This window comes from Streptomyces sp. RLA131 (assembly GCF_056270125.1).
Genome location: NZ_JBWDOQ010000002.1, coordinates 6,158,883 through 6,172,550, shown reverse-complemented (window position 1 = coordinate 6,172,550; position 13,668 = coordinate 6,158,883). Strand labels below are relative to the sequence as shown.

Annotated in this window: 9 protein-coding genes; 3 read left to right on the top strand and 6 right to left on the bottom strand. The window is 72.1% G+C overall.

What is annotated here, in order from left to right:
• Positions 1-25: 25 nt before the first annotated feature.
• The 3 genes from RWE79_RS28930 to RWE79_RS28920 are packed head-to-tail and all read right to left on the bottom strand — an operon-like array spanning position 26 to position 3,029.
• The gene (locus RWE79_RS28930) at positions 26-1,354 is read right to left on the bottom strand and encodes a TerD family protein (protein WP_475943006.1); all 1,329 of its coding nucleotides are present in this window, start codon (positions 1,352-1,354) and stop codon (positions 26-28) included.
• Complete coding sequence (locus tag RWE79_RS28925; RefSeq protein ID WP_475943005.1) at positions 1,354-2,562, bottom strand: SUKH-4 family immunity protein; 1,209 nt, start codon at positions 2,560-2,562, stop codon at positions 1,354-1,356. Before RWE79_RS28925 ends, RWE79_RS28930 begins: the two co-directional genes overlap by 1 nt.
• Complete coding sequence (locus RWE79_RS28920; RefSeq protein WP_475943004.1) at positions 2,562-3,029, bottom strand: hypothetical protein; 468 nt, start codon at positions 3,027-3,029, stop codon at positions 2,562-2,564. Before RWE79_RS28920 ends, RWE79_RS28925 begins: the two co-directional genes overlap by 1 nt.
• Before the next feature lie 115 nt (positions 3,030-3,144).
• Between RWE79_RS28920 and RWE79_RS28915 the strand changes: the two genes are divergently transcribed.
• Positions 3,145-4,131, top strand: coding sequence for a hypothetical protein (locus tag RWE79_RS28915; RefSeq protein WP_475943003.1), 987 nt, complete (start codon positions 3,145-3,147; stop codon positions 4,129-4,131).
• A gap of 50 nt (positions 4,132-4,181) precedes the next feature.
• Here the strand turns inward: RWE79_RS28915 and RWE79_RS28910 are convergent, their stop codons facing one another.
• The 3 genes from RWE79_RS28910 to RWE79_RS28900 all read right to left on the bottom strand — a co-directional run bounded on the left by RWE79_RS28910 (position 4,182) and on the right by RWE79_RS28900 (position 10,169).
• On the bottom strand, positions 4,182-9,191 hold the full coding sequence (locus RWE79_RS28910) for a toxin glutamine deamidase domain-containing protein (protein WP_475943002.1): 5,010 nt from the start codon (positions 9,189-9,191) through the stop codon (positions 4,182-4,184).
• A gap of 38 nt (positions 9,192-9,229) precedes the next feature.
• Entirely contained in the window at positions 9,230-9,619 is a 390-nt protein-coding gene (locus tag RWE79_RS28905; RefSeq protein WP_475943001.1) for a hypothetical protein, read from the bottom strand.
• A 139-nt stretch (positions 9,620-9,758) separates the two neighbouring features.
• Positions 9,759-10,169, bottom strand: a complete 411-nt coding sequence (locus RWE79_RS28900) for a hypothetical protein (protein WP_475943000.1) — start codon at positions 10,167-10,169, stop codon at positions 9,759-9,761.
• Between the two features lie 141 nt (positions 10,170-10,310).
• On the opposite strand from RWE79_RS28900, the gene RWE79_RS28895 reads away from it, so the two are divergent.
• Both RWE79_RS28895 and RWE79_RS28890 read left to right on the top strand, forming a co-directional pair.
• Positions 10,311-12,260 carry an ATP-binding protein gene (locus tag RWE79_RS28895; RefSeq protein ID WP_475942999.1) on the top strand — a complete coding sequence of 650 codons (1,950 nt, stop codon included), beginning with the start codon at positions 10,311-10,313 and terminating at the stop codon, positions 12,258-12,260.
• Positions 12,261-12,339: 79 nt separating this feature from the next.
• The gene (locus RWE79_RS28890) at positions 12,340-13,653 is read left to right on the top strand and encodes an SUKH-4 family immunity protein (RefSeq protein ID WP_475942998.1); all 1,314 of its coding nucleotides are present in this window, start codon (positions 12,340-12,342) and stop codon (positions 13,651-13,653) included.
• The last annotated feature ends 15 nt before the right edge of the window (positions 13,654-13,668 follow it).

The following is a 13,668-nucleotide window of genomic DNA, read 5'->3' as shown; positions in this document are numbered from 1 at the left end:
CATCCGCGTCCACCACATCCGCACGCTACTTGCGCGCCGGGTGCCACTCCAGACCCCAGCCGTACGCCAGGTCGGCCGCCTGCTGCATGCTGACCCCGGGCTGCGGCGGCAGATAGCGGGACTCGCGCTGCACGACCAACTCGCCGTCGTGGTTGGTGATCAGGGCGAGGGCGCAGACCCGCGAGGGCGCGTCGCACGCGTCGAGCGCGAAGTCGACGGGCGCGCCGTACTGCGGCTGCAGGGTGACGGTGGCGTGCAGACCGGCGAAGCTGCCGGTGCCCTGGTAGATGATGACGAAGATCAGGATCCGGCGGAACTCGGCGGCGTGGTCGAGATTGACCGTGAGGTTCTCGCCGGTGCTGACCGCGCCCGTACGGTCGTCGCCGTCCAGGTGGATGTACGGGACCTGGTGCAGGTTGCCGAAGTTGCCGCCGACGGCCTGGACGATGCCCCTGCTGCCGTTGTTCAGCTCCCACAGCGCGCACAGGTCGAGGTCGGTCACCGGCGGGGGCGCCGCACCCGCCTTGGCGAGCTTGCGCATCCAGCCGCCGGTGCCGCCCCCGGACGCCGGGCGGGCCATCTGCCAGTTGAGGTTGACCCGCATCGCCCCGGAGGTCCCGCCCTGCTTGGTGAGGGAGACGGCGGGGGCGTGCTTGGTCAGCGTGACCTTGCTGAGGCTGACCGGCGGCGCGTTCGGCGCGGGCGGCGGCTGGGGCGGGGCGGCGGGCATCGGCGCCGGCATGGACGGCGGCATCGGCGGCGGCATGGTCACGGGCGGGGCCGTCATGACCGGGGAGGGCGGCGGCGGTACATCGTTGTCGCCCCCGTCCTCGACGGAGATGCCGAAGTCGGTCGCCAGCCCGGCCAGCCCGCTCTCGTACCCCTGCCCGACCGCCCGGAACTTCCACGCGCCCTGCCGGCGGTACAGCTCCCCGAGCACGAACGCGGTCTCCACCGTGGCGTCCGCGCTGTCGAACCGCGCGATCTCCGCCCCGCTGCCCGCGTCCACGACCCGCACATGCAGTCCCGGCACCTGCCCGAAGCTGCCGCCGTCCGCCGAAGCCGCCAGCACCACCGTCTCCACGGCGGGCTCCAGGCGGCCCAGGTCCACGGTCAGCACATCCGTGACGCCCGCCCCGCCCGCCGCCGGGGTCTTGCCCTCGTGCCGTACCGCGCCCGAGGCGTGCCCCGGCTGGTTGTAGAAGACGAAGTCGGCGTCCGACCGCACCTTCCCGCCCGTCAGCAGCAGCGCCGAGGCGTCCGCGTCCGGCACACCGGGGCCCGTGCCCCAGCCCAGCTCCACCCGCACCACCGGCGCGGGCACCGGTACGTTCATGCCCTTCTGAATCAGCATCAGCGCATCCCCTGTAGGCGTCGTCGTCCCTGCCGCCCCATCCTCCCCGCCCGGGCGTGCGAACGCATCAGCGGGTCAGTCGTTGTACAGGGCGTACGTCCATGCCTTCGAGGCGCTGCCCACCGGGTCGATGAGCCAACAGGCGCCCTTCGATCTCCTGGCGTAAGCGCACGTGGCTCTTCCAGCCCTCCGATGCGGGCCAGGGTGCGATGGCCGACGATCCATTCGGCGGTCATGGTCAGGAAGCGTTCCAGGTCCGCCGCGACCAGACTGCCCTCAAGGCCGGGTTCGTCGGGGCCGGCGGGGATACGCAGGACCGTGCCGGCGGCACCGTCGAGGACGAGAAGGCCCCCCATCCACTGGCCGATGCGGAAGAACGGTCCGGCGGTGTCCGGGGCGGGCAGGTCGGGGGGCCAGGGGATTTCGTTCAGGAACTCCGCCCGGCGGGGCTGGAGACCGAGCCCCTGCTCGTCCGGTTCGGGCAGCCCGGAGCCGGTCAGGACCCGGCGGGCGCTGTCGTCGGTCAGACCCGGCGGCAGGGCTTCGGGGGCGGTGCGGTGCACGGCCCCCGGACCGAGGAGGCGGGCCGGATCGGCCGGGGACGGGGGCGGGGTGGTGGCGTGCCGCACCGCGTCCGGGGCGGAGAAGGCGGCCGCGAGCAGCGTGCGGTGGCAGGGCTCGATGCCGGAGAACCCGTCGGGGTCCTCGGGGGCGCCGGGGTCCTCGGGGGCGCCGGGCACGAGGGCGATCAGGCCGCCCTCCCCCGCCAGGAGGACGACACCGTCGACCTGGAGCATTACGTCCAGCCAGTAGTCGTAACCGGCGGAGGGGCCCTCCGCCGAGCCGGCGGCGTCCTCCAGGTTCTCGGTGGAGACCGGGCCCGGCTCGTCGTGTTCTTCGGCGTCCGGCCAGGTCAGGGCGGCTCGGTCGGAGGCCGGAATGTCGCCTTCGTACCAGGGCCCGGCGAGTTGCCGCGCCGTGTGCGGGTCGCGGACACGTACCGAACCGTCCCGGTCACCGATGACCGCTACGGCGGGACGGCCCTGCCGGCGCACCTCGACAAGGTCGTTGACGGCCTCGTACCGCAGATACGTGGGGTCGTACCCGCCGGGCGGACGCCAGAGGGTCCAGTGTGTGGTCCAGGGCAGTGCGATGCCGCTGCCGGCGATGGCCGAGGCGAGGCCGGTGTCGCCGCGCGCGGTGGCCATCAGGTGCAGCCAGGCGCCCATTCGGGCTGGGCCGCTGGGTCGACCCCGTACAGGGCAAGGTAGTTCGCGTCGGCCGCCGCGTTCCCACCGGGCAGGCCCTCGCCGCCGAAGGCGCAGCGGGCGGCGTCCAGCAGCGCGGTGCGGGGGATGTCGGCGATGGACTCACCGTCGCCGAGCACGTCGGCCTCGAACCGGCCGGCCTGCGCCGCGTGCATGGCCGGCCCGGCCGCCGCGTACGCCCCGACGGGACCGGAGGCGGCCCAGCCGGCGGGGTGCCGGAAACCGGGGGCCGCCTCGCGGAGCCGGCGTACCAGGTGCTCACCGACGCGTTTCGGGGCGCCGGGGTCGGTGCGCCCGGCCTCCTGACGCAGGGCCTCGGCGACGTCCTCGTCCCGCCACCACTGGAGGAGCCGGGACGCGGCCTCGTGCGGTGGGGTGTCGTCGAGTGCCGCTTCCTGGTGGGTCATTCGGTCGGTCATCCCTCCGGCGCGGTTCAGGGAGACGGTACCGGTGGGCGACGAGAGGTCCTGCGCGAAACTGGCTCCGGGACAGGCTCCGGTACGGCCGACTAGGGTTTTCCCCATGAGCGACGACATCGACATCGAGGCCCTCGCAGGGGAACTGCGGTCCCGTGACCGAGCGCGGAGGCGGGCCGCCGAGAACGCGCTGATCGCCGTCGGCGCACCGGCCGTTGAGCATGTGCTGGCGCTCGCGGAGCAGGGTGACGGAGTCGCGGGCTACCGGGCCGCGAAGCTGCTGCTGGAACGGCTGGGCGAGCAGGCGCTGCCACCTCTGCAGCGGATCCGCCGTCAGGGGCCGGGACGTCTGCGCCGGTCGGCGTTGCGGGCGTTGGCGGACCTCGGTGGCGCCGACGTACTGGACGAGAAGGATGTGCGGGCCGTCGAGCGCCTGGTGGCGGCCAAGCTGGTCGACGAGCAGCCCGATGACCTGCCCATCGGGCGGTGGCTCGCCGTTCCCCATGCGAAGGCGGAGGACATCGTGGAGGCGCTGGGGCTCCACGACCCGCGGCCGGCCACCGTCGCCATGGGGGTGTCGGCTTCGGTCGAGAGCGAGAACTCGGTCGGGTACCAGGACTCCGACGGACGGACGGCCACCGGCTACCGGGTCTTCATCAGCCCCGAGTTCGACGGCTGGCGTCTGGTCTACGGCAACGACTTCCTCAACGACCGCTGGGCCGACGCGGTCCAGCGGCTCAGCGCCCGGTGTCGCGAAGCGCACTTCTACCTCGTCGACGACTACGACGGGGCGAAGATCTGGTGGGTGGCCGAGAAGGGGCAGGACCGGCGTGGCTACCGCACCTACGGCGATCCTCAGTGGATCGGGGAGCCGATGCCGTTCGAGCAGAGCCTGATGTCCGACGACCCGGATGATCTGTTCGACGACGCCGACGACTACTCGGAGGGTGTCACCGATCCGGAAAGCGTCGCATCGTGGATCTCCATCCCTCCGACGACGATCGGCACCGCCGAGAAATCAGGGCACGGATATCTGGCCGTCACCGACCGCCAGATCGGCCACGGCCGGTTCAGGGGCGCGCTGGTGATCTGAGCGGTGGGAGCGGCGGCGGGGGGGGGAGGGGCGGGGCGGGGCGGGGAGGATCAGATGAGCTGGTTGCCCATCTTCTGCCAGGTGCTTTCGAGAGCCGAGAGGTGATCGGTCATCTCCTGGCCCATCAACTTCACGTTGTCGCTCCGCGACTCGGCCTTCAGCTTGGTGTAGTCGCTCTCGATCGCCTTCTTGAGTGCCTCCCTCGCGTTCGCGTCGCTCATCCCGACGAGGGAGGTGGCCATCTTCTGCGTACGACCGGCGTCGGCGCCGTAACGGTCCGACAACCGCTGCGTCACCTCGGCCTTCACCTCGGCGGTCGTGAGTGAGGGAATCGCCTTGATGTCGTCCCGCTTCTCGGCGTCGAGGGCCCTGCCGTCCGCCACGTCCTGCGGGTCGGTCCGGTAGGTCGTGCTGTAGTACACGGGGACGTTGGTCGCCAGGTTCTGCCTCAACTGGTCGGAACACCTGGCATGGCCCGCTCCCTGGCCGCAGGGTTCACGCTCGGTGTAGAGGCCCGTCGGCTGGTACTGGTCGCTCGCCGGCTTACCCTCGTTGACCCGCTTCATCCAGTCGAGCAGGTGCTTCTCGGAGTGGCGCCCGGACACGTTCTTCTCACCCGGCGGAACGGAGGAGTCCACGACGTAGTGAGTCTCCCCGTCGGGCCCCGTCATCTCAAGGACGGCGTAGTTCCGCTCGGTGAAGTCCGGACCGTGTTCCCAGATGTGTTCCGAGTCGTTGATGGCCTGTTGTTTGAAGCCCCCGAGATAGTTGTCACCGGATTTCTTGTGCGCCTTCGCGCCCAGGGAGCCGTCCGCGTTCTTCGCCGCGCTGTCCGTGGTGCCGGCAGCCGGGGCGGCCTCGTTCGCCCCGCGGTACGGCTTGGCGACGTCCTCGGGGCTCTTGCCGACACCGTGCTGCTCATGGAAACCGGCGCTGAGCCGGCCCATCGAGGACAGCGCCGCGAGCTGCTCTCCCTGCGACAGGCTGTTGAAGCCCTGCAGCTTGTCGTTGAGGTCGCTCTGCGTGAACGCCATCGGCCCGTTCACGCCCCCGTCCGGACCGGCCGGGTCACCGACGGAGTCGCGCATGAGGTTGGCCAGGCTACCGTCGTTCGCCCATGCGTCGAGTCGCTCGTGAACCCGGTTTAGATCGACCCGGTGCACGTCGTGCGAGGCACGGAGGTTCTGCTGCGCGGCGTCGGGCTCGATCCCGTACTGCTTCGAGTCGGGTTCCTCGGCGGCGGATACGTGGTTCGGCTCGGCGTCCTCGTCGCCGTCCTCGTGGTCGTCCTCGTCGCCGTCCATGTCGTGATCGTCCATGTTGTGATCGTCGCCGTGGGCGTGGCCGCCCTCGTCATCGACGTCCATGGCATCGGAATCACTGCCGTGCCCGGGCTCCGCCGCGGGGCGCCGCTCGGTGGTCTCGGGGCGGCTGTCGGCCGGGCGGCCGGCGCCGGGGGCGGTCGGAGCAGGCGTTACGGGGCGGCGGTTGGGGTCGAGGGGGACGGCGAAGACGCCGTTGTCGCCGTTGTGGAGCGGGGTGTTGGAACGCTGGCCGGTCTGGGCGTCGACGTAGGTTATGCGGCCGTTGTGGTTGACGGCGTTCCAGGCGTGGGCGCGGCCGTTGGAGTCGGAGGTGATGATGACGGCCTGCGAGCCGTGGCCGGAGTCCTGGAGGGTGGACTCCAGGCGCGTGAAGGCGTCACGGCCGTTGCCCAGGTCGGAGAACCTGGCACCGAGGGTGTTCTCGATACGGTCCCGGCCGCCGGTCTCGCCCCGGTCGGAGGGGTTGCCGTCGGCGTCGACGTCCGGGGTGCGGGACGCGGCGGCGGTGGGATTGCCCGAGTAGGTGTCGACGGTGGACAGCGCGGTGTCGACGCAGTTGTTGTTGCGGCCCGGCTCGTTGGGGTCGGCGCCGTTGATGTTCTCGGTCCACGACCCGTCGTTGGGGTCGGGGTGACGGACCGGGTCGCCGTTCTCGTCGCGGGGAACGCTGTTTTCCAGATGGTTCTGGTCGTCGGCGCGCGGCCCCTCGACACCGCCGGGCTGGTCGTACGGACGCGAGTCCGAGGCCGGCCGGCCCTGCGGTTGCCCCTGCGGCTGCCCCTGCGGGCTCGGCTGGTGCTGGGGGTGGCCGTTGCCCTGCGACGCGACAACGGTGACGTGGACCGGGGGCGGCGGCGTGGTCGTCTGCTGGCTGCCCTGCGACGGCTGCTGGGGGGTTCCCTGCTGCCCCTGCGGCGGCTGCTGCGGGCGGGAAGCCGGGCTTTCGGCAACCGGTCGGTCGGGCGTCTGGCGGGGCGGGGTACTGCCGGGGGTGTTGCCCGGAGTACTGCCGGGGGTGCCCGGAGTACTGCCGGGGGTGCCCGGAGTGCTGCCCGGGGTACTGCCCGGGGTGCTGCTCGGAGTGCTTGGCGTGCTGCTCGGCGTGCTGCCTGCGGTGCCCGGCGTGCTGCCCGGGGTACTGCTCGGAGTACTGCCCGCGGTGCTCGGCGTGCTGCCCGGGGTACTGCTGGGAGTGCTGCCCGCGGTGCTCGGCGTGCTGCCTGCGGTGCCCGGGGTGCTGCCCGGGGTGCTGCTCTGGGTGCCCGGGGTGCTGCCCGGGGTGCCCGGGGTACTGCTGGGGGTGCTGCCTGCGGTGCTCGGCGTGCTGCCCGCGGTGTTGCTCTGGGTGCTCGGCGTGCTGCCCGGGGTGCTGCTGGGAGTGCTGCTCGGGGTGGTCGGCGTGCTGCCCGGGGTACTGCCCGCGGTGCTCGGCGTGCTGCCCGGGGTGCTGCTGGGAGTGCTGCTCGGGGTGGTCGGCGTGCTGCCCGGGGTGCTGCTCGGAGTGCTCGGAGTGCTCGCAGTGCGGCCCGGGGTGCTGCTCGGGGTGCTGGTCGTCGTGTTCGACGGAACGTTGCGCCCCGGGGTGGTGCTGGGGGTGGTGCTGGACTGCGTCCCCGTGCTGGTGTTCGTCGGCGTACCCGTGCCCGTGCCCGTGCTCGGCGGCGGCGTGCTGCTCGGGGTCGTCACGGGCCGGGACGGTGTCGCCGTCGGCGAGGAGGAGGGCGAGGCCGGCGCCGGGGTGGCCGCCACGGGATTCGGGCTGCTGACCGGGGAGTTGCCGCCGCTCGGCGTGGTGTTGCCGCCGCTCGGCGTCGACCTGGAGGGCGTCGAGGTGCCGGTCCCGGTACTGGCCAGGTTCGGGCTGGACGGCATGCCCGAATTGGTCGACTGCGACTGCTGGCCGGTCGACCCGGTGTCCCCGGACTGATGGGTCGGGACGTACTGCTGGCTCAGATCGGGCGAGGTGAAGCTGTCGGCCTGCGTGCGAACCGTGTTCGAGGGCGTGTCCGTCGAGTGCGTCGGCGTGTACGACGTCGGGTTCACAGTGAGCGGCGACCCCGCCGGAGTCGCGCGCGGCGTCGAAGCGGCAGGCGTGTGCGTGTCCGAGGACGGCGTGGACTCGTGGGCCGGCGTCGAAGACGGCGTCGACGGCTGGTTGGGCGTGGAGGCATCGCCGTGAGTCGCGTCCGGCCCGGAGTCCGGGGTATTCGTGGGCGTCGGATCCGGGCTGGGGGGATCGAACGGTGACGGGGTGTAGTTGTCCGGCGTTCCGGCCGTCGATGGCGTCGTGTTCGGCTGCGTCGAGTCCGGCGTCGTGGTGTTGGGCGGCGTCGTGGTGTCCGGCGGCGTCGTGTTCGGGGACGTCGAGTCCGGCGTCGTCGTGTTGGGCGGCGTCGTGGTGTCCGGCGGCGTCGTGTTCGGCGACGTCGACTCCGGCGGCGTCGTGTTGGGCGGCGTCGTGGTGTCCGGCGGCGTCGTGTTCGGGGACGTCGAGTCCGGCGTCGTCGTGTTGGGCGGCGTCGTGGTGTCCGGCGGCGTCGTGTTCGGCGACGTCGACTCCGGCGGCGTCGTGATCGGGGACGTGGAATCCGGGGTCGTCGTGTTGGGCGACGTCGAGTCCGGCGTCGAGGCCGCCGGGGACCGGACGGGGGAATGCGATGGCGTGCCGTCCGGGCTCGTGGTGCTGTTGTTCCCGGTGCCGTTCGTGTCGCTGTTGCCGTCGCCGCCGGGGCTGCTGTTGTCGCTGCCGTTCGAGCCCGCGTTGCTGTTGCTGTTGTTGCTGCTGCCGGGCGAGCCGGACGCGGTGGTCGTCCCGGGGCCGGCGTGGGTCGTCGTGCTGGAGGACGGGTCGCCGTTGCCGCCGGCGTTGGTCGTCGTGGAGCCCGAGTCGCCCGTGGTGCTGGGGTTGGCGCTGCCGGAGCCCGTGCTGTCCGGCGTCGTCGACGACGAGCTGTCACCGGAGTCACCCGAGTCGCCGGAACCGCCGTTGCGGTGGTTGTCGATCGAGTTCCGCGCGTGGTGACCGGCCTGACCGCCCAGGTTGTCGCGGACACCCTCGGCGATGGTCTGCGGGGTGTTCTTGATCTGCTCCAAGCCCGCGTCGGCGCCGGCCTTGACGGTCTGGCCGACGTCGATGCCCTTCTGGGCACCGAAGTTGACGTTCATGGACTGGGTGATCAGGTCGGTGATGATGGCCTGGAGGGCGGAGATCGCCGGCTCCTTCATCGCCTCCACGATCGCCTCGATCAGCGCTTCCTTGAGCTCCTTCAGCAGTCGCCGCACGATCGCTCTCGCCGCGGCCGTGGCGCCCGCGACGGCTAGTTCGGACAGCCCGAACGTGAAGGGCGCGGCGGCTTGTGCCGCGATGATCTCGGCCGCCAGGATCGCGAGTTGGACGATCACGGCGGCTTTCCCGGCTATGACGATGGCACCGGCCGCGTCCAGGACGCCTGCCACCACGAGGGCGACGGTCTGGGCGTCGTCCAGGTAGCCGGAGCCGTTGCCGGAGAACTTGTCCCAGGCGCCCTTGAAGCCGTCGATCGAGTCGCCGTAGTTCTCCGAGATCACATTGCCGGCCGACGTGACACCGGCGTACTGGACCTGCTGCACATCCGCAGCGAACTGGCGCCAGAGCGCGGCCGATTCGAAGAGCTTGTCCTCGTCAGCCGTCGGCCAGTCCATGCCGAGGACCTCGTTGAGGACCCATTCGAGCCAGTCCGGCAGCATGATGGACATGCGGTCTTCCCCCGTGTTGGTCGTTCAGCTGCCGATGATCAGACGCTTGTGGTGGGCGGGTTCAGGCTCTTGATGAGCTGACCCGTGGCGTCGGCGTGCGACTGCTCCTGCTCCATGAGCGCGTTGGTGAAGTTCTCGTTGGAGTCGTGGTTCTTGCCCATGCCCGAGAGGGCTTTGCCGATGTCGCCCAGCCGGGTCGAAAGGTAGTCCATCGACTGGTACATGCCGTCGCGGACGCCCTCGTAGACGACACCGAACTTCTCACCGATGTCGTCGTCGCCCCACGGCGGGGTGTCGCCCGCCTCCAGCGCGGTCAGGCCGTCCCTGAGGCGGTCCAGCGCACTGCCGAAGGTCTGACCCATGCCGGTGAAGCTGGTGCCCTCGGCGTCAAGAACGTCTGTTGCGGCCTTGAGCCCGTCCTGTCCCACTCAACTTCCCCCGTTCATGCGGCGATCACTGTCGGCAGTGCGCTCCGCAGAGCTCTCGAAGAGCTTAGAGCTTACTGAGAAACACCCGTACTTCATCAAGCCGCTTACGTCACAGCTCTGTTCTAGCTTTCGACGCTGCCTAGATCCGGCCCCGGCGGCTGCGCGGGCGCGGGCCCGAGGGGGGCTGCTGGCTGGGTGCGTCGCGCTCGGCGCGCTCGCGGGCCTCGGTCTCCTCCTGCTCGCGGCGGTAGCGCTCGGCGGCCTCGCGGTTGCGCTCCTCCTCCTCGGGCGAGAGGTTCTCGGCGGCGCGCTTGATCTCGGTCATGCGGGCGCCGAGGGCATCGAGATAGGGCCCGCCCTTCGCGACATCCGTCATGGTGAGGCGGCCGCTGAGGACCTCACGGGCCATCTGCTTGAGTTGTGGAGGTATTGAGGGGTTGTCGCGGAGGGTTCGCAGGGCCTTGTGGAGGCGTGCGGCCTGTTCGGGATCGCGGGCGTCCTCCATGAGGTCGTCATCGGTGACCTCACGCTCGTTGCGCTCGATACTCATGGTGCCCCCGTCTCAGGAATCGCGTGTGCACGCCATACTGCCAGGCGTTCGGACCCTGAAACCATGGCCATAGGATCAGCGTCCGTATGTTCCGTACGTAGCGCGACACGACGACGATCCGAGCGAAGGGCGGCAGAGGCCATGGCGGGCCAGTACGCACCGCACCCCCACATCGGCGGCCGGACCGAGGCGCTGCGCGCGCTGGCGGCCTGGCGGATGGAGTGGCCGGGTACGCCCAGATGCGTTGCGCTGACGGGGAGTTCGGGGAGTGGGGTGTCCCGCCTGCTGACCGGGTTCCTGATGCTGTGCGACCCGGAGTTCCGCAAGCAGATGGCGCTGGAGGCACTCGATCCCACGATCGTTCCGCCCGAGCTGCCCGCGCCGGCCGTGCCCAGCCCCGCGGGGCTGACGGCGGCTCAGCTGCTGTGGGTGCTGGCGGACCATCTCGGGCTGTCGGCCCGGCGTACCGAGGACGTGTACGCCGAACTGGCCGCCCTGGACGAGCCGGTGACCGTGGTCGTGCCGGACGTGGACCGGGCCGGCCCGATCCGGACGGTGGACGAACCCGCCCGGCTCGTACGGGAGGTGCTGCTGCCGCTGGCCGCGACGGAGACCGTACGGCTGCTCGTGGACGTACCGCGCCCCCTGGCCGCCGAGCTGGCCGCCGGACTCCCGGCGGGGACAGTGCTGGTCATCGACCTGGACGAGCCGCAGTGGGCGGACCCGGAGGGCCTGGTGCTCCAGGCCGAGGCGCTGCTGAACCCGCAATTCGGGGCCCCTGAGCTGCCGTTCACCGAGGACCCGGGCATCCGGCACGCCCTGGCGGAGGCCATCGCCCGCCGCGCGCAGGCGAGCGGCGCGGAAGCGAGCCGGCTGACCGTACAACTGGCGGTGAACGGGCTGCTGATGCAGCCGGAGGGCTTCGACCCGGCGGACGAGGGGTGGCTGCCGCGCGGTGTCGGCGGCGCCCTCGACCTGCACGCGCGCCGGCTGGGCGCCGAACCCGAGGTGCTGCGGCAGATCCTGCTGCCGCTCGCGCTCGCCGAGGGGCCGGGGCTGCCGGTGCAGCTGTGGGCGCCGCTGGCCAGTGCCGTGGCCGGACAGGACATGGGCGAGGTGATCGCCGGCGCGATGGCGCTGGCCGGGCCCTTCGTCACTCCGGAGGAAGCCGCGAGCGACAGCGACAGCGCCGGAGACGACGACGCCGAAGACGACAGCGCCGGCAGCCGTACGCTGCTGCGGCTGCTGCACCCCGCGCTGGCCGCCGAGCTGCGTTCCGCCCTGCCCGACGGCGGGCGGGCGGCCCAGGCGCAGATCGCGGTGGCGCTGCTGGAGCAGGTGCCGGGCCAGAACTGGGCCGCCGCCGATCCGTATGTGCGCGACTACATCGCCGGGCATGCCCTGGCCGCCGGGCTGCTGCCCCAACTGCTCACCGACCCGGGCCTGTTCACCTACGCCGACCCCGTCGCGCTGCGCGCCGCGGTGGACGCCGTGCCGCTGGAGGCGCTGGGTGCCCCGGCCCGTACGTACCGCAGGCTCGCGCCGCTGCTGACCCGCGCCGAGGCGCCCGACGTACTGCGGGCGGCGCTGCTGGAGACGGCCTTCGTGGAGGACGGACTTCGCGAGTACGCCGACGCCGTGCACGCGCTGGGGCTGGCCCTGCCGTGGCGCACGCTGTGGAGCGTGCGGGTGCCGGGGGTCAGCGCGGTGACGGCGGCCGCACTGCCGCCGTCCGAGGAGGGCCTGGAGCCGTCGCCCGTCGCCGTCCTGGTCGTCCCCGGGAGCACGCCGGGCGCGGTGCCGGTCGGCGACGCGGCCGTGGTGGTGCACGGGCTGACCGACCCCGCCCCGTTCGCCGCGGTCGACCCCGCCGCGATCCTCCGCCCGGACGACGACGAGCGGGCCGCGGCGCCGCTGGCGTTCAGCCGGGGCGCGGACTACGTACGGGTCTGGGACCGCGCCGCCGAGGAGGTCGTTACCGCCGTGATCTCCGACGTGCCCTTCACCGGTGCCGACCTCTCCCCCGACGGCATCCTGCTGCTCGCCACCGAGCGCGGGGCCAAGGCCCTGCGGATCGCCGTCCCCGCGTGACGGCCCACGTAACCGGCCCGCGTAACCGATAGCCTCGTACGCACACCCGCCCCAGCCCTCCCCGAAGGAGTCCTTCCTCGTGATCAGCCAGGCGCAAGCGCTCGCGACCGCCGACCGTTGGCTCAACGGCCACGCTCCGCAGGAGCAGCACCGCCGGGTCGGCATCCAGGAGTTCGACCTGGGATGGGTGGTGTGGGCGGTGCCGCCGCCCGTCGAGGTCGACCCGGTGTCCGGGCAGCGCCGGCCGCCCGCCGACTTCGGCAACGCGTCCGGGGTCGTCGACCGGCGCACCGGCGAACTGACCGTCTGGCCGTCCGTACCGGTCGAGGAGGTCATCCGCATGTACCAGGCGAAGCACGGCGCCGGAGCGGACGCCTCGCAGGCACCCGCGGTCATCGGGCCGGGCAACACCGCGGTGTTCTCCTACGTCGACCCGGCGAACGGTGAGGAGACCACCCTCTTCCGCACCTCCGCCCCAGGCCTGCCGCCCGCCGAGTACCAGGTGTGGTCCGATCTGCAGCGCATGGGCGTGCCGCCGGGCAACGTGGTCGCCGTCCACACCGACCTGCGGCCCAGCCTGCTGCCCGGCGGCTACACCGGCGAGCTGGTGATGAACACCTTCCCCAACGCGTCCTTCTCCTGCTCCCAGGACTACGGCATGCGGCCGGAGGAGCGCGCCGAGGGCATCGCCGCCCTCATCGAGAGCGTCGAGTCCATGCACCGCGCCGCCGGGCAGACGCCCCCGCCGCGCCCGCACCGGCTCCCGGTCCCGCAGGACGTCACCCCGGCGCAGCCGGTACGTGACTTCGCGCTCGGCAGGCAGCTCGCCAGGACGTTCAGCGACCGTGGCGGTGTGCGCCGCTACGACGCCGACGACCTCGCCCGCACCGAACTCCCCGAATCCGCGCGGGCCACCCTCACCTGGGCCGGTGTCCCCGCCGACATCCCCTTCTTCTTCGCCGCCGACAACCCCGACACGCCTCCGGCGGGCGGCCTGCTGACGGACGCCGCCACGCATCTGCGCGAGCGTGACACCGAGGCGTCGGAGCAGGCCCTGGACAACCTCGCCGGCCATGTCCGGATCGGCTCCGACGGCCTGTACGTGGTCACCGTCCAGTGCCGGGGCGCCGAGCGCTGGATCGGCTCGATCTGGGCCGTGCACCCGCGCTCCGGCACCGGGCGCTTCGTCAACCAGTCCGTCTCCGCCTTCGACCGCTGCCTGTCGCTGCTGGTCGAGACCCGGGAGCAGATGGAGGGCAGGAGCCCGGCCGAGGCGGGCGCGGCGGTCGCGGCGTTCCAGCAGCAGCTGGCCGCCCTGGACCCGACGGCGCTGAGCGACGTCGAGAACTGGTGGACGGTCGTGGTCGAGCAGATGTGGCACGGGCTGTTCTGAGCGGCGGTCCTAGCC